The sequence below is a fragment of the Cohnella sp. GbtcB17 genome (assembly GCF_019091135.1).
Taxonomy (GTDB): domain Bacteria; phylum Bacillota; class Bacilli; order Paenibacillales; family Paenibacillaceae; genus Cohnella.
The window spans coordinates 100,701-117,920 of the sequence record NZ_JAGXJW010000010.1 but is presented as its reverse complement, the minus strand read 5'-3'; the positions used below and the strand labels follow the sequence as shown (position 1 = coordinate 117,920).

Below are 17,220 nucleotides of genomic sequence, written 5' to 3'. Positions count from 1 at the left end.
TAGCCGGAAAAATCGGTTAACGGAGCCGGGTGCGGGGGGGAGAGAAAGGAGATAGCCGGAAAAACCGGCTATCTCGCCCTGCCGCATCAGACGACCGGCGGCTCCATGCCCATGGCGGCCCATTCCTCGCGCGCCGGTCCGTATACGCCCGGCACCGACAATCCCGCCTGGCGCATCAGCACGGTCATCTGGCCCCGGTGATGCACCTCATGCTGGATGACGGCGCGCAGCGTCAGGCCGTTCGGCCACTGCTCGCCGTACATATCGCTCATCGCTGCCAGTTCGGCGTCCGTCCATTGGCCGCGCACGGCGTCGGCGACCTCGCGCGCGGTCCGCGCATAGGCGGCCGCGATCTCCGCAGCCGCTGCCGGCACGACATGCTCGTCGCCGGGCGCGGGCAGCGAGAGTCCCGTGCGGACCAGCATCTCTTGCGGGCTGCAGGTCAAATGCCAGGCGAGCCGCCCGAGCGTTCGGAAGCCTTCGGCCACGCTTTGGGACAGCGATGCGTCGGTCAGCGTTTCCAGCAGCCGACGCGTGCGTGCGGATTCGTTTTCCCACTCCTGAATGAAGCTCTCGATACTCATGAACATAAGGATCATCCTCCCTGGGATCAAAGACTGCGAGCTGTCCGTGCGGACGGCCGCGCTGTACGTTGCCAGCCCAGCATATCAGCGGACCACTGACAACTGCGTGTCAGCGGCCGGATAAAGCCGCAGCACTTCCTCGGCGCGTTCGCGAACGGCGGCGGCCAATTCGGGCGGCGATACGACGTAAGCGCTCGTGCCGAAGCCCAGCAGCCACAGGTGCAGCCAAGGCTCGTCCGGCTGCGTCGCGCGCACGAGCAGGGAGCCGTCGGGCAGATCTTCCATGACCTGCGCGCTGTCGAGCGATCCGAAATAATCCTCCGCCCGCGTCCGCGCGATCGGCGCGAACCGAACGACGATCTCCGTGACGCGGGCGCATGCCTCGTTCGGCATGCTGCTCCATGTGAGCGGCCTCGCCTCGGGCTCCTCCCGGCGTTCGAACGACTCGTCGGTCCGCGTCAGATCCCTGACGCGCGACAGCCGAAACAACCGGAAGTCCTCCCGGATCAGACAGTATCCGTACACATACCAGACAAGCCCCTTGAGTACCAAACGTACCGGCTCGCAGCGGCGTTCGGATCGCTCGCCGGACATGCCCGTGTAGGCGAAACGTACGATGCGCCGGTCTCTGATCGCTTCCCGGAGCAGAGCGACCTTCGCCTTGTCCCGCGAGCCGCCGCCCCAGGGATTGATGTCGATGACCATCTGCTCCGAAGCGTTCGGCAAACCATGCTCCGTCCCGGACAGCATCGCGCCGACTTTGTCCAGCAGCCTGCCGATCTCCCGCTCCTCCATCGTCGGGCTGATACCCTTCAATGCGATGACCATCGCCTGCAGCTCCTCGAGCGTGAGGAACTGGCGCTCCAGCCGATATCGCTCCATAATCTCATACCCGCCGCCTTCGCCCGCGTACGAAACGATAGGAATGCCCGCCTGGCAGAGCGTCTCCATGTCGCGGTAAACGGTCCGAAGCGATACTTCGAACCGGTCGGCCAGCTCCTTGGCTCCGATCCGGCGCTTGCCGAGCATGAGCATCGTGATGGCCAACAGCCGATCCAGCTTCATGCGGTGATCTCTCCTTTGCGTTTGCCGCGGCGTGCAGCCTTGGTTTGTCCGGCTCCCTGCGTTTGTCCGAGCTCCTGCATCCAGTCTCGATCCGCGTCGCCATCCGAAGCCCGCTCACGTCCCCCTGCCGGCGCTTCGTCGGCGTTCCTTCCCGCGCTGCTATCAGCCGTCGACGTCGGCAGTTTCTCTTTGCTCCAGCCTGCCGCGCTACCCGGGTCCTCGTCTGCCGGTCCGCCTTCACCCCGGCCCGCCGAATCGCCAGACCCTTCGCTCGCCGCATCGTCCGCGGCCTCCCGCGCATCCGCCAGCTCATCCAAAAACAACGAGAGCGGTCTGCTCACGTAAGCGTCCTTGCGGATGACGAAGTAAGTGCGGATCCGATTGTACGGCTTCGGCAGCGAATGCACGCGCAGCAAGCCCTCCTCCGCTGCCTTGGCGACGACGCTGAGCGGGAGCAGCGAAATGCCGAGCCCGGCCGACACGCCGCCGACGATCGCCTCCAGCGTGCCGAACTCCATGATTCGCGGCTGCGACCAGGCGCGATCCCTGGTCCAGCGCTCCAGCACGGACCGATAGTAGCAGCCGTCCGTGAATACGAGCAACGGCACACCGGCCAGCGCGTCCGTCCGGGTATGCTCGGTCGCGGACACTAGGACGATCTCCTCGTCGAACGCGGGAACGGCATGAACCTCGTCCTCCGGCCACGGTCCCGCCAGAAATCCGCCGTCCGCTTCGTATCGCAGCACTTTTTCCAGCACCGCGGACGAATGTCCCGTCGAGAGCGACAGCTCGACATCCGGATACTGACGGTGATAGCCGGCGAGCAGCCTCGGCAGCCGTACGGCTGCGCAGCTCTGCGTGGAGGCGATGGCGAGCGGTCCGAGCGGTCCTTCGAGCGACGATACGGCTTTGGCCGCCTCGTCCAGCAGTCCGACGATCCGTCCGGCGTAGTCCAGCAGGAGCTTGCCGTCGGCCGTCAGCGTCATGCCCCGGTTGTGACGATGGAACAAAGGCTTGCCCAGATCGGTCTCCAGCTGGCGAATGCGCGCCGTTACGTTCGATTGCACGTAACCGAGCTTGGCCGCGGCCGCCGTCACCGTCCCCGCAAGCGCCACCGCCCGAAATACGCGCAAGTCTCCGCTCTCCATTCCCCTCATCCTCCTTTGTTGCTATCACTTTCAGTGATGTCAGACATGATTTATTTCTATTTTATTTGAACGCGAGCGAGGAATACAATCATTTTTATCAAAAGCAATCCGCGAAGGGGAGAATACTAGATGAATCCCAAAGTTTACGCTTCACTGATTTTCGTCACCATGCTGTCCATGGGGCTCGCGTTTCCGGTCGGCCGGATCGGGCTCGATTATGCGCCGCCTTTTCTGCTCATGTGCATACGATTCGTCGTTGCCGGCCTGCTCATGGCTGCGTTCACGGCGCGCCGGACCAAGCCGAAGGACGTCTGGTCCTGGCTGCGCATCGCGCTGATCGGCACGCTGAACTCCGCGGGCATCATGGGATGCAGCTATTACAGCATGCGGTGGATCTCGTCCGGCGAGTCGGCGATCCTCATTTTCGTGAACCCGCTGCTCGTCATCTTGTTCGGCGCCTTGTTCTTGAAGGCCAGGTACAGAGTCGTCCAATGGGTTGGCGTAGCGCTCGGCTTCGCCGGCGTCTTCTGCACGATGGGCGCGCATTTTTCGATGAACCCTGGGACGCTTATCTCGCTGCTCGGCGCCTGCTGCTTCGCGGCCTCGACGCTGCTCATCAAACGGTGGGGACAAGAGATCGATACCTGGGTGCTGACCGCCTACCAGATGCTGCTCGGCGGCATCGTGCTCGGCCTGCTGAGCGCGTTGTTCGAGCGTCCGCACATCGAGCTCGGCGGCGGATTTTATTTCTCGCTCGTCTGGCTCGTGCTCGTCAATTCGATCTTGCAGTTTACCGGCTGGTCCTATCTGCTGAAGCGGGGCGATCCGGCTAAAACTAACGCGTTCCTGTTCCTGGCCCCATTCTTCGGCGTCATCGGCGGGGCGGTGCTGCTCGGCGAGCCGCTTCATGCATACGTGGCCGTTGGAGGCGCGATGATCTGCACGGGCATCTTCCTCGTTAACTGGCGAAGCGCGGCGCCGCGTAGCATCGCGACGGCCGAGCGGGCTTGAAGCCGTCGCGCGCCGGCACTTGCAAGGGTATGATATAATGAGGAGACTACGATTACGATTACCGGAGGTTGGTTGAAGTGCTGGATCGACTGCAGGCACTGGCGGACCGATACGAGAAGCTGAGCGAGTTATTGTGCGACCCGGACGTGATGAACGATTCGGCCCGGCTGCGCGCGTATGCGAAGGAACAATCGGATCTGCAAGAGCCGTATCAGGCTTACGTGGAATATAAGCAAGTGTCGGAGCAGCTGGCCGACGCCAAGGCGATGCTCGAAGACAAGCTGGACGACGAGATGAAGGCCATGGTCAAAATGGAGATCGAGGAGCTCGCCGCCCGCAAAGAGGAACTGGAGGAGCTGGTGCGCGTCCTGCTGCTGCCCAAGGATCCCAACGACGACAAGAACGTCATCGTCGAGATCCGTGGCGCGGCCGGCGGCGAAGAGGCGAACTTGTTCGCCGCGGAGCTGTACCGGATGTACGCCAAGTACGCCGACAGCCAAGGCTGGCGCACGGAGCTGCTCGAAGCGAGCGTGAGCGACCTCGGCGGCTTCAAGGAAGTTATTTTCACCATCAACGGACAAGGCGCCTATAGCAAGATGAAGTTCGAGAGCGGCGCCCACCGCGTGCAGCGGGTGCCCGAGACCGAGTCCGGCGGCCGGATCCATACGTCGACATCGACCGTTGTCGTCATGCCGGAGGCTGAAGAGCTGGACATCGAGATTCTGGACAAAGACATTCGCGTGGACACGTTCTGCTCGAGCGGCGCGGGCGGCCAGTCGGTCAATACGACCAAGTCCGCCGTGCGCGTGACGCATATCCCGACCGGCATCATCGCCACCTGTCAGGACGGCAAGTCCCAGAACGACAACAAGGCGAAGGCGCTCCAGGTGCTCCGTACGCGCATTATGGACATCAAGATTCAGGAAGAGAACGCCAAGTACGCGGGCGAGCGCCGCGAGAAGGTCGGCACGGGCGACCGCAGCGAGCGCATCCGGACGTACAACTTCCCGCAGAGCCGCGTCACCGATCACCGCATCGGCCTGACGCTGCACAAGCTCGACTCCGTGCTGAACGGCGAGATGAACGAGATCGTGCAGGCGCTGTCGATCGCCGAGCAGGCTGAGCTGCTGGAGAAGGAAGGCATGGCTGCGAGCCATTAAAATGAATCTGAAGACATCAAGCCTCGATGGGGCGGGTGTCTTCTTTTTTTGGCACAACAACTGCCGTTTCTTGGAAAGAAAAATGGGGTAGGAATTGGAAATGCCAGTGTCAATGAGGCTATATATTCCGAACAGGGTAGGAGTGTAAGCATGATGATTCGTATCGCTCGCGGGGCGGCATTGCTTCTTCTGGGAAGCGTACTGCTCGGCGCATGCGCCGACAAGGAACCGGCTGCGGTGAATTCGCCGTCCGGCGGCAGTGCGGCCGAGAATGCGGTGGATTCAGGTTCTACCGAGCGTCCGTCGTTCTTGCCCGACCGGTTTCCGCTGCCCGAAGATGCCGATATTCGTACGTCCCACCAGGAAACGACGGACGGCAAACGTTCGGTGCTGCTCATTTTCGCAACCAAGAAAAACATGAACGAAGTTTCGGCCTTATACAAGGATTACTTCGACGCCGAACTGGGCGAGAATGCCGTCCAGACAGTCGACGACAAGAACCTGATCATACAGGGGAACGGTAAAAGCAAAAAAGAAGCATGGTCGCTGATCGGCGGCCCGCTGGCGGCCGAAGAGGGCGTCGTGGAGCTCACGTTGACCTGGACGGAAGTGTAGCCGCCGCAGCGGCTGAAAAACAAAAAGGCTCTTGCGGTTAACGCTGCAGGAGTCTTTTTTGTTTGAGAATAACTTTAGTCGGCGAGTTCGGCTGTGGTGAGGCGGGGTTCGTTCACCAGACGTTCCAGCCTGGCCGCCGTGTCGCCATCCGGCGAAGGCATGTTGACGATCGCCGTCAGATGCGGCGCGTTCGACACGGTGAAGGCGGCTTGCTCGAAGACGAGCAGCCCCGCCGAAGGATGATAGTTGTGCTTCGTGCCCTCGGGACCGTTCAGCACGTCGTGCGCCGGCCACCACTCGCGGAATTCGATGCTCACGCGGGTCAGCTCTTCGATCATCCCCAGCCACCAGGGATCGCCGGCGAATCTGGCGTAACCGGCGCGAAACTGAGCCAAACGGTGGCGCGCATGCGGCTCCCAGCCTTCCCGAAGCAGCTCGCGTATGTAAGGCGAGGTAAATGTCCGCCATACAGTATTGCGATCACGCTGAGACATTGCCCCATAGTCGCCATAAATCAGGCAAGCCGGCCGGTTCCAGGCGACGACGTCCATCCGCTGATCGGTTGCGATAGCCGGGCAGGGCGCTTGCAGCTCGAGAAACCGCCACAGCGTTCGCGGCACGGCCCCGTCGTCAGGCTGCGGATCGGCCGGGAGCTGCTGCAGTGCGAGCAGATATAGATGCCTTCTCTCGGTCGCGTCGAGCCGGAGAGCTGCCGCGATGCTGTCCAGCACCTGGGCGGATGCCTGGATATCGCGCGCCTGCTCCAGCCACGTATACCAATCCGCGCTGACGCCGGCCAGCAGCGCCACTTCCTCGCGCCGCAATCCGGGCGTTCGCCTTCTGCCGCCCGGGGGCAAGCCGACTTGCTCCGGGGAAAGCCTGGCTCGGCGAGACCTCAAAAATTGCGCGAGCTCTCGCTGCCGCTGGCCGTTTGCAGGTTCCATGAGGGACTTCACTTCCTTTTTTGATAAGCGCGGTTATACAGGGAGCGCCGCTCCCGGGATAAACCCTCCGCTTACGCATGCGTCAGTACCATTATAAACTGACCGGGACGCGGATGGCGACCGACGCCATCCGAACAACGGGAGGGAATAGAACAATGGAAATGGAGATGGAAACAGCCGCTCGAACAGAGGGATGGCGCCGAACCGGACAAGGCAGAGCCGCGCTGCTGATCGGTCTGTCGCTCGGTTACTTTATGGTGCTGTTGGATACGACGGCGCTCGGGGTGGCGCTGCCGGCGATCCGCGCCGACCTGGGCGGAGGCCTGTCTGGCTTGCAGTGGGTGGCCAACGCGTACACGATTGTGTTCGCTGGCTTGCTCCTGTCCATGGGCGCGCTGGCCGACCGGCTCGGCGCCAAGCGCGTTTATGCGGCCGGACTGGCCGTCTTTCTCGCTGCGTCGGCGCTTTGCGCCGCTTCGCCAACGCTTGGCGCGCTGATCGGGTTTCGCGCCGTGCTGGGCGTCGGCGGGGCCGCTCTGCTGCCCGCTTCGCTGGCGCTGCTGGCGCAGTCGTATCCGGAGCGGGCAGCGCGGGCGCGGGCGCTCGGCATTTGGGCGGCGACAACGGGGGCCGCAACGGCGCTCGGCCCGGTTGTCGGCGGCTTGTTCGCGGACGGCTTGGGCTGGAGGAGCATCTTTCTGATCAACGTGCCGCTCGCCGCCGTAAGCCTGATCGTCGTCGGGCGTCTGGCTGGCCCCGACGGCGTTGGGCGCAGCCGGCGCAGTCTCGATCCGGCCGGACAAGCGACCTGCATCGCGGCGATCGCTTCGCTCGCCTATGCGCTGACCGAAGGACAGACGCGCGGATGGACGTCGCCCGTCGTGCTGGGCGCATTCGGCTTGTTTGCCCTCGCATTGGCGGGGTTTGCAGCTGCGGAGTCACGGGGCCGGTCGCCGCTGCTGCCGCTTCGTCTGGTCGCGTCGCCGACCGTGTCGGCCGGCATGCTGGCCGGACTGCTCGTCAATGTCGGCTTGTCCGGCGTTCTGTTCGCGCTGCCAATCTATTTCCAACAGGCGCGGGGATATGAGGCGCACGCGGCGGGCCTCGCTCTGCTGCCGATGACGATCCCGCTGGCGTTCAACCCGATATTGACGGGGCGAATCGTCGGCCGTCTCGGCCCGAGACTCCCCATGACCGCGGGCTTCGCGCTGTGCGCGGCGGGCGTGCTGACCATAGCCGCAGCGACGGGGGAGTCTGGCTACGGCGCCTATTTGATCGGCCTGCTCTTTGTCGGCTTCGGCATCTCTCTCGCCATACCGTCGCTCATGGCCGCCGTGATGGCCGCTTCGCCGCCCGAATGGACGGGAGCCGCCTCCGGCGCGCTAAACGCCTCGCGCCAGCTCGGCGCAACGCTCGGCGTCGTGCTGACGGGCGCTTTCCTTGGGCATGCCGGTTCGACGGATGCCGGTATTCGGCAGGGCTTCGTAGCGCTGGGGCTTGTCCTGGCGGCGGGCACGATCCTGGTATGGACGAGGATCGGGCGGGAGCGGCGGCGTTAGGCATGCCATCGAGCAGATAACGGTCCTGCGTATCGCATCGTGCGCGAAGTGCCGGCCCCGGAGCAAATAACGGCCGCGAGTGCCGCTATCGCTCGTCTTATAATCTGTGTCTCCTCGAATAAGTGAAGGTGCTTGTGTTACGATGGCGTTATCGTTATATCGAAGTCCGGAACGAAAAGCAGATTGGGTAAAGGGAGAGCGGCATGGAACGAGGACAAACCTATGGCGAAGTGTGGAAGGCAGGAGTGCGGCGATTGGCGGAGGCGGGCATCGAGGAAGCGGAGGCCGAGTCGGGGGCGGAGCTGCTGATTCTGCACCTTCTCGGGATTGGCAAGGCCGAGCTGCTGAGGGATTTGCGGGAGCCGTTTCCGGAGGCGAAGCGGGATGAGTGGGAGGCGATGCTGGCGCGTAGAGCGGCGGGAGAGCCGGCGCAATATGTGACCGGCGAGCAATATTTCTACGGTCGCAAGTTCGCCGTGACGCCGGCGGTGCTGATCCCGAGGCCCGAGACGGAGCTTCTGGCCGAGGCGGTACTCGAAGGGGCGGATAAGATCGTAGCGACGCGCAAGGCGCGGGGAGACGAGGGACAGCTGCGCGTGCTGGACGTCGGCACGGGCAGCGGCGCGTTAGCGGTTACGCTGAAGCTGGAGCGGCCCGATTGGCAGGTGACCGCCAGCGATCTATCACCGGAAGCGCTCGAAGTGGCTGCGGGCAATGCGGCGGCGCTCGGCGCGAGCGTGCGCTTCGTGCAAGGCGATTTGCTGGCGCCGTTTAGGGAAGGGCGCGCGCATGCCGGCGAGCGGATCGATATTCTCGTATCGAATCCGCCGTATATCCCGTCCTCGGACTTGCCCGGCTTGCAGGCGGAAGTGCGGGACCACGAGCCTCGCCTCGCGTTGGACGGCGGACCGGACGGGCTCGCGCCGTACCGCCGGATGGCGGAGCAGCTGAGCGGCGGGCTGGCGGAGCTGCCGGCGATAGTCGCCTGGGAGGTCGGCATCCATCAGGCGGAGCAGGCGGCCGCGCTTTTGCGCGAGGTCGCCGACTGGGACGAGATCCGCATCGTCCGCGATTACGGCGGCATCGACCGCCACGTGCTCGCGCTTCGTTTCTAAAAAAACTAAATATAAACTGCTAGGTTTACAGATTCGAGAGAAGGACATAATGAGGACTAAGCCGTTCCGGAACGCATCGGCCGCACCGACGGGTGCGCACAAGGAGCGAGAACGATGCGTGGTCTTCGTCATTATGGTCCTTTTCTTTTTCTTCTTCTTATCGGTCTGTCGGGCTTTTCCACATTGGCAGTGAACCGCGCCTCGGCGGACGCCGAAGGCGACGATACGATACCGAACCAGGCGATCCGCATCCGGATCATCGCCAATTCGGACAGCGATCGCGATCAAGCGATCAAGCGCGGGGTGCGGGACGACGTTTCCGCGTTGATCGAGTCCTGGGGCGAGATGCCGGGCACGATTGAAGAAGCGCGCGCGCTCATTCGTTCGCGGCTCGCGGACGTCGAGGCGGCGGCGAACAAGTCGCTGAAGAATGCCAAGGCCGGTTACGGCGAAAAAACGGAGCTTGCGGTCGTGGACTTTCCGGCGAAAACGTTCGAGGGCAAGACGTATCCGGCGGGTCAGTACGAAGCGCTTCGGATTACGCTCGGCAAGGGCGGCGGCGCCAATTGGTGGTGCGTGCTGTTCCCGCCGCTGTGCCTGGCCGCCTCGGTTAAAGCGGACGAGCCGGCCGTCTCGGACGACAAGACTTCTGCCAAGCAGACGGCAGCCGCGCAAAAAAACGACCCAAGCCACGCTGCCAAGATCAAGCAAGCGTCCGCGAACGCGGCGCAGGAAGACGGCGTCATCGCCGCGGCCGTGCCCGCGGAGAAGCCGAAGGCCGAGTTTTTCCTGCTCGTGCTGCTTAAGAAGCTGTTCAGCTTCATCGGATCGTTGTTCTCCTGAAACGCTGTGATATAATCGTCCTAACTTGAAGAAACGCGAGGGACGGACATGCATACGAAGACGAAATACTGGACGCCGGCCGACGGAGATGCCGGCCTGAACGAAGCCGCCGCGGCGCTTGCCGCAGGCGGCGTCGTGGCGTTTCCGACCGAGACGGTGTACGGGCTCGGGGCGGACGCGCGGAGCGAAGCCGCGGCGGAGCGGATCTTCGCGGCCAAGGGCAGGCCTTCGGACAATCCGCTGATCGTGCATCTGGCGGATGCGGCGGACGTGGATGCGCTGGCCGCCGAGGTGTCGCCGCTGGAGCGGGCGCTTATGGCCGCCTTCTGGCCGGGGCCGCTCACGCTGGTGCTGCCCGTGCGGCCCGGGGCGGTCGCCGCCCGCGTGACGGCGGGCCTCGACACGGTCGCCGTGCGCGTGCCGGCGCACGACATCGCGCGGCGGCTGATCGCGGCCGCGGGCTGCCCGGTCGCGGCGCCCAGCGCCAACCGCTCGGGCCGGCCGAGCCCGACGCTCGCGAGCCATGTGCGCGACGATCTCGACGGGCGCATCGACGGCGTGCTCGACGGCGGTCCGACCGGCGTCGGCGTGGAGTCGACCGTCGTCCGTGTGCTCGGGGGCGACGTGCACATTTTGCGGCCGGGCGGCGTGACGGCCGAGCAGTTGCAGGCGGCGGCGGGCGAGGCGGCCCGCATCGTGGCGCCCAGCGCGGGCGGGGAGACCGCGGCTGGCGACGGCGAGGCCGCAGCCTCGGGCTCGGCTGACGCCCCCGGCGCCGCCAGCGCGATGGATGCCGTCGGGGCCGATGCGGCGCCAGCAGCGGGGGCCGCGGGCGCGCCGCGCTCGCCCGGCGTGAAGTACGCCCATTACGCCCCGCAGGGCGTAATGGCGATCGCGAGCGGCGCGCCTGCGGCCGTGCGCGCCGCGGTGCAGGCCGCCGTCGACGACGCGCGGCGGCGGGGCGAGCCTGCGGGCGTGCTGTGCTGCGACGAGCACGCCGGGTTTTATAGCGCGGACGCCGTCCTCGCGCTGGGTCCGCGCGCGGCGCCGGCCGCCGCCGCGCAGGCGCTGTACGCGGCGCTGCGCGAATGCGACGCGCGCGGCCTGCGGTTCATCGCGGCCGAGGCCTTCCCGGAGGAAGGCATCGGGGCCGCGCTCATGAACCGCATGCGCAAGGCGGCCGGCGGCCGCGCGCTGCCGGTCTGATCGGCGCCGTCAAAGGGCGCCGCAACTCAATTTTGGCTCGCCGCCAGACGCGAGCCTGAACGCTCCCGCTCGCAGCGTCACTCTCCCGCGTCCACCCGTACTAAGCTCGCAGCCTCGACATGCGCATGGCTCTCCTTCTGGCACAAACCGCTTTACCTGCCTTTCGTCGGGTCATGTTCGCCGCCTTGTCCGCATATGCTCCCTATATCGGGCTAGCTGGACAAGGGGGCTATAGCATGGAATGGTCTGCGGCAGCAGGGCATTTGATTACGATCGGCATTATGGCGGTCGCGCTCGGGATGGATGCCTTCTCGCTCGGCATCGGGATCGGGCTGAAGGGCGTCCGCAAGCTGGACGTGCTCAAGCTGAGCGCCTTGATCGCTTTGTTCCACGTACTGATGCCGCTCGGCGGCATGCTGACCGGGCATTACGTGAGCGGACTATTGGGCGGCGTCGCCACGTCGGCAGCAGGCGCGCTTTTGCTGCTCCTTGGCGGACATATGGTGTACAGCGCGATTCGCGGGGAAGCGGTCTCGTCGTTCAGCCATCGGACATTTTGGGGGATGCTCGTGTTCGCGCTTAGCGTGAGCATCGACGCTTTTTCGGTCGGCGTTTCGCTCGGCATGTTTTCCGCGCATATGATGTTCACGGTGCTCATGTTCGGATTCGTCGGCGGAGCGATGAGCGTGCTGGGGCTGCTGCTGGGAACACGCGTGAGCCAGTCGCTCGGCGGATACGGAGAGGCGTTCGGCGGGGTCATTTTGTTTGCATTCGGCCTGCTCTTTTTGATATAACTAGTTCACTATAAAGCGACGAGGCGAAGAACCGTCCGAAAGAGGAGGCTAGGATGATGCGGCGTATATTGATGGTTTGTACCGGGAATACCTGTCGGAGTCCGATGGCCGAAGCGCTGCTGCGCGATTGGGCGGCACGGACGGGTACCGAGATGGAAGTGCGATCCGCAGGGGTGGCCGCCCAATCGGGCATGCCGATCTCAACGAATGCGGCGGAGACGCTGAGACGCACCCGCGTTGCGCTGCCCGGCGCTTCGACAAGGCTTGACCGAGCGGATGTAGAGTGGGCGGACCTTATCTTGACGATGACTGTCTCTCATAAGCGCGCGATCGCGGAGCGGTATCCGCATGCGGCGTCCAAGACCTATACGCTCAAGGAATATGCGCGTCAGAGCGAAGCGCTGCTGCCGGATTTGCAGGAGATGGACCGTCTTCATGCGGAATTTCAGGTAGCATTGGCGCTGGGCAAGCCGTTCCCCGAGCGGGACAAGCAACGCCTGACCGAGCTGTCGCGCCGCGCGCCCGATCTGGACATCGCGGATCCGTACGGCGGGCCGCTTGCGGTGTACGAGGCTTGCGCGCGGGAGATTCGCGAGGCGATCGAACGGGCCTTTGGCGGGCGGCAGGCTGCAGATTAGAGGAATGCCGAAGCGTCAGTATCGAACGGCAAAGCGCCGCGTGCTCCACATTAGGGGCGCGCGGCGCTATTTTAATGCGAATCTCGCAGCTTCGCGATCTCTTCCTGCGGCAGGTCGAGCAGGTCTGCGATCTGTCCCGGCGTAAAGCCCTTGGCCAGCAGCTTGCGCACGCTCTCGGCGCGGCCGGCTTCAATGCCTTTTTCCAGCCCTTCCTCCAAGCCTTCCTCATACCCCCAGCGCTTCCATGCGGGCATCAATTCCATGACGCGTTCGGCCTCCTTCGGATCGCGGGCATGCAGCTCGCGCAAAATGGACCGGTCCTCCTCGGCTTCGGGCCGGTAATAGAGGTCCGCGATCGACATGACAAGCGCCAGTTTGGCGTCGTCCAGCTTCGGTTGAATTCTCGCCAACATCTTCAGGTAGGCCAAGCGAAGCTCGCGCCTGTCTCTTTGATTATAAACCATCCGCGACAACAGCGCAGCGGCTACGGGATTATCCGACTTGGCGAAGCGCCGCCAATCCAGGCGAGCCAGTTCAAGCTTGCGGTAGCGGAATTCGACGATGCTCTCCTCCTCGAAGCGCATCGTATATCCGCCCGGCTCGTCTCTGGCGCGGCTTCCGGTGAAGACGGCTACGGGGAGGATTACCTTATACGTTTTGCGGTACCGTTCGAGCAACCTTGCGAAGTACAGGAACATCCGCTCTCCGAAATCCGCCTGCGCATAAGATTGAGGCTCCAGATGAATGAGGATGAAGACGTTTCTGCCATGCAAGCGCACTTCGACCAGCAAATCCACCGTGCGCCTCTCGCCTCCGACGACGTCGACCAGCAGCTCCTGCATGAGAAAGCGGGTATGGGTGAAGTCGATCAGTCGATGAAGCTCGGGAAAAAACAAGGCTATGAATTCGGCGAAAAAAGCTTGCAGCAGCTTTTTGAAGGCTTCGTCGTGCGGCGCCATCTCGGATCGTCACGCTCCTCGGAAAATAGAAAAGCGCCGCAAGCTCTCGGATGAGAACTGGCGGCGCATGCTTTGCGACCGTATTTGTGACACCAGTTTAACAGGGCTTCGGCGACGAAGCAACCCGGGCTCCAATCAAATCTCGTCATTCCAGTCGCCGCTTCGCTCCTCGAGGTTTTCCGCTTCGCCGATCCCGTCCGTCATGTCGTACTGCTCCTCGTTGGCCGCGCTTTGAATGTCCTCCGAGCTGACGGAGAGATAGAGGTAACCGTCCTCCCGGTTTTTGCGCAGCGCCTTTTCCTTCATGAACTTCGGGCTGGCGTCTCCGGCTTCCTCGTCATAGACGAGGATGATGCCTTCCGTTTTGCGCAGAAGCAGGTCGTCCCGCGCCGCAAACTGCCAGGGACCGCTGTAGGGCTGCTTGCTCACGGCGCCGTAATAGTCCACATCCTTCAGAATGCCGCGGTAATATTCCTGCTTGTCCTCGCTCCACTTCTCCTCCTGGCCTTCGAATGCCGTCAGAATCGACAGCCGCAGCTGCGGATAATCCTTTTTTAATGCGATGACCGATTCGCAGGCCCACAGATCGACTCCGTACTGTCCGGGGGTGATGACCCATTCCAGACCTTCTTCCAATAAGGGGACGAGCTTGTTCTCGATGGCCTTGCGAATATAAGGAATGCCCTTGTGTTTCTGTCCGAAAATGCCGAGCTCGTGCGCGCGGTATCCGGTAATCAGCAAATTGTTCATGCTCGCTCCTTACTGAACCGTCGTAAGCTTTGATAAGGTTGATTATAGTCTATTTTCGATTGACTTCGGCATTTTCCTTCGTTATGATGTAGCTACAAGTTGCAGTTCCGGTGTAACTGGCGACACAAGTGGGATTAACCACAGTGGAGCACCGGAATGTCGGCCGGTCGCCTGGGCAGAGAGCAGCGTGCTTTGAGCACGTGTGCTCTTTTTCGTCTTTTTGCGGCAAATTCGGTATAATACATCTGACAATCAAGGGAGGTAGGTACAGTCATGATCATCGCTATCGGCGCCGACCACGCGGGTTACCGTTTGAAGGACGTCATCGTCCCGTTCCTGGAAGCGCAGGGTTACCGGATTATCGATCTTGGATGCGATTGCGCGGATTCGGTGGATTATCCGGATTATGCCGTGCCCGTATGCGACAAAGTCGTCAGCGGAGAAGCGGACAGGGGAATTCTGATCTGCGGCACCGGGATCGGCATGTCGATCGCGGCGAACAAGACGCCGGGCATCCGCTGCGCGCTCGTGCACGATCTGTTTTCGGCCAAGGCTACGCGCGAGCATAACGACACCAACGTGCTTGCGATGGGCGAGCGCGTCATCGGTCCCGGCGTCGCCGAGGAGATCGTGCGCGTCTGGCTGGACACGCCCTTCTCCGAAGGTCCGCGCCATGTCGGCCGGCTGAACAAGGTCAAGGCGATCGAAGAGCAGCAGGCACTTCATCCTTGAACGGACAGGGAGGCGCGAAGCGACGATGACTGATCAAGACCAAGCGTTGACCGTGTCGGGCCAAGTGGAAAAAGCGCTGTCCGAGCTGGCCGAAGCCGCGGCTTTGGGCGCGGGACAGATCGTCGTGCTGGGCGTCAGCACGAGCGAGGTGCAGGGCCGCCGGATCGGTACGTCCGGAGCGCCGGCCGTCGCCCGCGAGATCTACGAGGGCGTGCGGCGCGTGCGCGATCGGCTGGGCTTCGAGACGGTGTGGCAATGCTGCGAGCATCTGAATCGCGCGCTCGTGACCGAGCGAAGCTTGGCCAAGGCCCGGGGCTGGACGATCGTATCGGCCGTGCCGGTACCCAAGGCCGGCGGCTCCATGGCGGCCTATGCTTACAGTCAGTTGGCGGATCCTTGCCTCGTCGAAGCGGTCTCCGTCGACGCCGGACTCGATATCGGCGAAACGATGATCGGCATGCACCTGCGACCCGTCGCCGTGCCGGTAAGGCCTTCCGGCCGCTGGATCGGCGAGGCGCGGGTGACGATGGCCTACGCGCGGCCGAAGTTGATCGGCGGCGAGCGCGCGGTGTACGCGCCTCCTGCGACGCAGGCGCCACCGTCGGGCACCTGCGACTGAGTCGCCGACGAGCCGCTATGGCCTCTATTCCGGCGAGATAGCCGATAAATTCGGCTAACGGCGCGCCGAACAGCCGCCGCCATGCGAACGCTTTTTCAACAACCATCCCTTACCATAAATCAACTTTTTCTTATAACCTAAGGAGGACCAACCATGACCGCCAATCTGCGCAAGCAAGATCCCGAGATCGTCAAAGCCCTTAACCTCGAGCTCGGCCGCCAACGCGACAACCTCGAGCTGATCGCGTCCGAAAACATCGTGAGCGAGGCCGTCCTCGAAGCGATGGGCACCGTGCTCACCAACAAGTATGCCGAAGGCTACCCGGGCAAGCGTTACTACGGCGGCTGCGAATACGTCGACATTCCCGAAGAAATCGCCCGCAACCGCGCGAAGGAACTGTTCGGCGCCGAGCATGCCAACGTGCAGCCGCACTCCGGCGCGCAGGCGAACCTCGCCGTATACCTTGCGGCGCTTCAGCCCGGCGATACCGTGCTCGGCATGAACCTCGCGCACGGGGGTCACCTGACGCACGGCAGCCCGGTCAACGCTTCGGGCATCCTGTACAACTTCGTCGCTTACGGCGTCGACGAGTCGACGTTCACGATCAACTACGATGAAGTCCGCAAAGCGGCGTTCAAGCACCGCCCGCGCATGATTGTCGCCGGCGCGAGCGCTTATCCGCGCATCATCGACTTCGAAGCGCTCGGCCAGATCGCCAATGACGTAGGCGCCCTGTTCATGGTCGACATGGCGCATATCGCCGGCCTCGTGGCAGGCGGCCAGCACCCGAGCCCGGTGCCGCATGCGCACTTCGTGACGACGACGACGCACAAGACGCTGCGCGGTCCGCGCGGCGGCCTGATTCTGTGCACCAAGCCTTGGGCGGCCGCGATCGACAAAGCGGTATTCCCCGGCACGCAGGGCGGTCCGCTCATGCATACGATCGCGGCCAAGGCCGTCGCGCTCGGCGAAGCGCTGCAGCCGTCCTTCAAGGACTACGCGGCTAACGTCGTGACCAACGCCAAGGCGCTTGCCGAGTCGCTCATCGCAGAAGGCATCAACCTGGTCTCGGGCGGCACGGACAACCACCTGATGCTCGTTGACACTCGCAACCTGAACATTACGGGCAAGGATGCGGAGCACGTGCTCGACTCCGTCGGCATTACCGTCAACAAAAACGCAATCCCGTTCGATCCGACGAGCCCGTTCATCACGAGCGGCATCCGCATCGGAACGCCGGCCGTCACTTCGCGCGGCATGGATGCAGCGGCGATGAAAAAGATCGGCCAAGCGATCGCCATCACGCTGAAGAACGCCAAGGACGAGACCAAGCTGGAAGAGGCGCGCAAGCTCGTGCGCGAGCTCGCCGCGCAATATCCGCTTTACCAAGGTCTTGAATACTAAGATTTATCCCGGCCAAACCGCCTAAAAACAGGTACAGGCGCCCGATTTTGACCTTTCAAGGCGGAATTGGGCGC

Annotated in this window: 17 protein-coding genes, 1 pseudogene and 1 riboswitch; of the genes and pseudogenes, 12 read left to right on the top strand and 6 right to left on the bottom strand. The window is 63.3% G+C overall.

Annotated features, from left to right (window positions below; all coding sequences use genetic code 11):
- Positions 1–86 precede the first annotated feature (86 nt).
- The 3 genes and pseudogenes from KVT38_RS07680 to KVT38_RS07670 form a co-directional block, all read right to left on the bottom strand.
- Positions 87–590 carry a DinB family protein gene (locus KVT38_RS07680; RefSeq protein ID WP_217593102.1) on the bottom strand — a complete coding sequence of 168 codons (504 nt, stop codon included), beginning with the start codon at positions 588–590 and terminating at the stop codon, positions 87–89.
- A gap of 78 nt (positions 591–668) precedes the next feature.
- Positions 669–1,649, bottom strand: a complete 981-nt coding sequence (locus KVT38_RS07675; protein WP_217593101.1) for a helix-turn-helix transcriptional regulator — start codon at positions 1,647–1,649, stop codon at positions 669–671.
- 269 nt (positions 1,650–1,918) lie between these two features.
- Positions 1,919–2,797: pseudogene (locus KVT38_RS07670) on the bottom strand (LysR family transcriptional regulator); the annotation flags it as partial.
- Positions 2,798–2,926: 129 nt separating this feature from the next.
- Here KVT38_RS07670 and KVT38_RS07665 point away from each other — a divergent pair.
- The 3 genes from KVT38_RS07665 to KVT38_RS07655 all read left to right on the top strand — a co-directional run bounded on the left by KVT38_RS07665 (position 2,927) and on the right by KVT38_RS07655 (position 5,583).
- Positions 2,927–3,808, top strand: a complete 882-nt coding sequence (locus KVT38_RS07665; protein ID WP_217593099.1) for a DMT family transporter — start codon at positions 2,927–2,929, stop codon at positions 3,806–3,808.
- Between the two features lie 77 nt (positions 3,809–3,885).
- Positions 3,886–4,968, top strand: a complete 1,083-nt coding sequence (prfA, locus tag KVT38_RS07660; protein ID WP_217593098.1) for a peptide chain release factor 1 — start codon at positions 3,886–3,888, stop codon at positions 4,966–4,968.
- A 150-nt stretch (positions 4,969–5,118) separates the two neighbouring features.
- On the top strand, positions 5,119–5,583 hold the full coding sequence (locus tag KVT38_RS07655) for a hypothetical protein (protein ID WP_217593097.1): 465 nt from the start codon (positions 5,119–5,121) through the stop codon (positions 5,581–5,583).
- 74 nt (positions 5,584–5,657) lie between these two features.
- Here the strand turns inward: KVT38_RS07655 and KVT38_RS07650 are convergent, their stop codons facing one another.
- Entirely contained in the window at positions 5,658–6,527 is an 870-nt protein-coding gene (locus KVT38_RS07650; protein WP_217593096.1) for a helix-turn-helix transcriptional regulator, read from the bottom strand.
- Positions 6,528–6,682: 155 nt separating this feature from the next.
- Between KVT38_RS07650 and KVT38_RS07645 the strand changes: the two genes are divergently transcribed.
- The 6 genes from KVT38_RS07645 to KVT38_RS07620 all read left to right on the top strand — a co-directional run bounded on the left by KVT38_RS07645 (position 6,683) and on the right by KVT38_RS07620 (position 12,682).
- A complete protein-coding gene (locus tag KVT38_RS07645; protein ID WP_217593095.1) occupies positions 6,683–8,086 on the top strand; it encodes an MFS transporter in 1,404 nt (467 codons plus the stop codon).
- A 203-nt stretch (positions 8,087–8,289) separates the two neighbouring features.
- Positions 8,290–9,201: a peptide chain release factor N(5)-glutamine methyltransferase gene (gene prmC / locus KVT38_RS07640; protein ID WP_217593094.1), complete on the top strand. Its 912-nt coding sequence runs from the start codon at positions 8,290–8,292 to the stop codon at positions 9,199–9,201.
- 114 nt (positions 9,202–9,315) lie between these two features.
- Positions 9,316–10,044 carry a stage II sporulation protein R gene (locus KVT38_RS07635; protein WP_217593093.1) on the top strand — a complete coding sequence of 243 codons (729 nt, stop codon included), beginning with the start codon at positions 9,316–9,318 and terminating at the stop codon, positions 10,042–10,044.
- Between the two features lie 48 nt (positions 10,045–10,092).
- On the top strand, positions 10,093–11,250 hold the full coding sequence (locus KVT38_RS07630) for an L-threonylcarbamoyladenylate synthase (RefSeq protein WP_217593092.1): 1,158 nt from the start codon (positions 10,093–10,095) through the stop codon (positions 11,248–11,250).
- A gap of 236 nt (positions 11,251–11,486) precedes the next feature.
- A complete protein-coding gene (locus KVT38_RS07625; protein ID WP_217593091.1) occupies positions 11,487–12,044 on the top strand; it encodes a manganese efflux pump MntP in 558 nt (185 codons plus the stop codon).
- Positions 12,045–12,097: 53 nt separating this feature from the next.
- Positions 12,098–12,682 carry a low molecular weight protein arginine phosphatase gene (locus KVT38_RS07620; RefSeq protein ID WP_306795296.1) on the top strand — a complete coding sequence of 195 codons (585 nt, stop codon included), beginning with the start codon at positions 12,098–12,100 and terminating at the stop codon, positions 12,680–12,682.
- 71 nt (positions 12,683–12,753) lie between these two features.
- On the opposite strand, the gene KVT38_RS07615 is transcribed toward KVT38_RS07620, so the two are convergent.
- Entirely contained in the window at positions 12,754–13,641 is an 888-nt protein-coding gene (locus KVT38_RS07615) for an Rpn family recombination-promoting nuclease/putative transposase (RefSeq protein WP_217593090.1), read from the bottom strand.
- 135 nt (positions 13,642–13,776) lie between these two features.
- Positions 13,777–14,391, bottom strand: coding sequence for an SLOG family protein (locus tag KVT38_RS07610; protein WP_217593089.1), 615 nt, complete (start codon positions 14,389–14,391; stop codon positions 13,777–13,779).
- 102 nt (positions 14,392–14,493) lie between these two features.
- A riboswitch (ZMP/ZTP riboswitch) is annotated at positions 14,494–14,575 on the top strand.
- An 89-nt stretch (positions 14,576–14,664) separates the two neighbouring features.
- Here KVT38_RS07610 and rpiB point away from each other — a divergent pair.
- The 3 genes from rpiB (at position 14,665) to KVT38_RS07595 (ending at position 17,146) form a co-directional block, all read left to right on the top strand.
- Positions 14,665–15,123 (top strand): ribose 5-phosphate isomerase B, encoded by a 459-nt coding sequence (rpiB, locus tag KVT38_RS07605; RefSeq protein WP_217593088.1) that lies wholly within the window; start codon positions 14,665–14,667, stop codon positions 15,121–15,123.
- A gap of 25 nt (positions 15,124–15,148) precedes the next feature.
- Positions 15,149–15,742, top strand: a complete 594-nt coding sequence (locus KVT38_RS07600; protein ID WP_217593087.1) for a TIGR01440 family protein — start codon at positions 15,149–15,151, stop codon at positions 15,740–15,742.
- Positions 15,743–15,895: 153 nt separating this feature from the next.
- Positions 15,896–17,146, top strand: a complete 1,251-nt coding sequence (locus tag KVT38_RS07595) for a serine hydroxymethyltransferase (protein WP_217593086.1) — start codon at positions 15,896–15,898, stop codon at positions 17,144–17,146.
- The last annotated feature ends 74 nt before the right edge of the window (positions 17,147–17,220 follow it).

Excerpts from the sequence above, each read along its gene's own strand:
- KVT38_RS07680 (WP_217593102.1), bottom strand. The coding sequence starts at position 590 with ATGTTCATGAGTATCGAGAGCTTCATTCAGGAGTGGGAAAACGAATCC.
- KVT38_RS07675 (WP_217593101.1), bottom strand. The coding sequence starts at position 1,649 with ATGAAGCTGGATCGGCTGTTGGCCATCACGATGCTCATGCTCGGCAAG.
- KVT38_RS07665 (WP_217593099.1), top strand. The coding sequence starts at position 2,927 with ATGAATCCCAAAGTTTACGCTTCACTGATTTTCGTCACCATGCTGTCC.
- KVT38_RS07655 (WP_217593097.1), top strand. The coding sequence starts at position 5,119 with ATGATGATTCGTATCGCTCGCGGGGCGGCATTGCTTCTTCTGGGAAGC.
- KVT38_RS07650 (WP_217593096.1), bottom strand. The coding sequence starts at position 6,527 with ATGGAACCTGCAAACGGCCAGCGGCAGCGAGAGCTCGCGCAATTTTTG.
- KVT38_RS07645 (WP_217593095.1), top strand. The coding sequence starts at position 6,683 with ATGGAAATGGAGATGGAAACAGCCGCTCGAACAGAGGGATGGCGCCGA.
- prmC (WP_217593094.1), top strand. The coding sequence starts at position 8,290 with ATGGAACGAGGACAAACCTATGGCGAAGTGTGGAAGGCAGGAGTGCGG.
- KVT38_RS07635 (WP_217593093.1), top strand. The coding sequence starts at position 9,316 with ATGCGTGGTCTTCGTCATTATGGTCCTTTTCTTTTTCTTCTTCTTATC.
- KVT38_RS07630 (WP_217593092.1), top strand. The coding sequence starts at position 10,093 with ATGCATACGAAGACGAAATACTGGACGCCGGCCGACGGAGATGCCGGC.
- KVT38_RS07625 (WP_217593091.1), top strand. The coding sequence starts at position 11,487 with ATGGAATGGTCTGCGGCAGCAGGGCATTTGATTACGATCGGCATTATG.
- KVT38_RS07620 (WP_306795296.1), top strand. The coding sequence starts at position 12,098 with ATGATGCGGCGTATATTGATGGTTTGTACCGGGAATACCTGTCGGAGT.
- KVT38_RS07615 (WP_217593090.1), bottom strand. The coding sequence starts at position 13,641 with ATGGCGCCGCACGACGAAGCCTTCAAAAAGCTGCTGCAAGCTTTTTTC.
- KVT38_RS07610 (WP_217593089.1), bottom strand. The coding sequence starts at position 14,391 with ATGAACAATTTGCTGATTACCGGATACCGCGCGCACGAGCTCGGCATT.
- rpiB (WP_217593088.1), top strand. The coding sequence starts at position 14,665 with ATGATCATCGCTATCGGCGCCGACCACGCGGGTTACCGTTTGAAGGAC.
- KVT38_RS07600 (WP_217593087.1), top strand. The coding sequence starts at position 15,149 with ATGACTGATCAAGACCAAGCGTTGACCGTGTCGGGCCAAGTGGAAAAA.
- KVT38_RS07595 (WP_217593086.1), top strand. The coding sequence starts at position 15,896 with ATGACCGCCAATCTGCGCAAGCAAGATCCCGAGATCGTCAAAGCCCTT.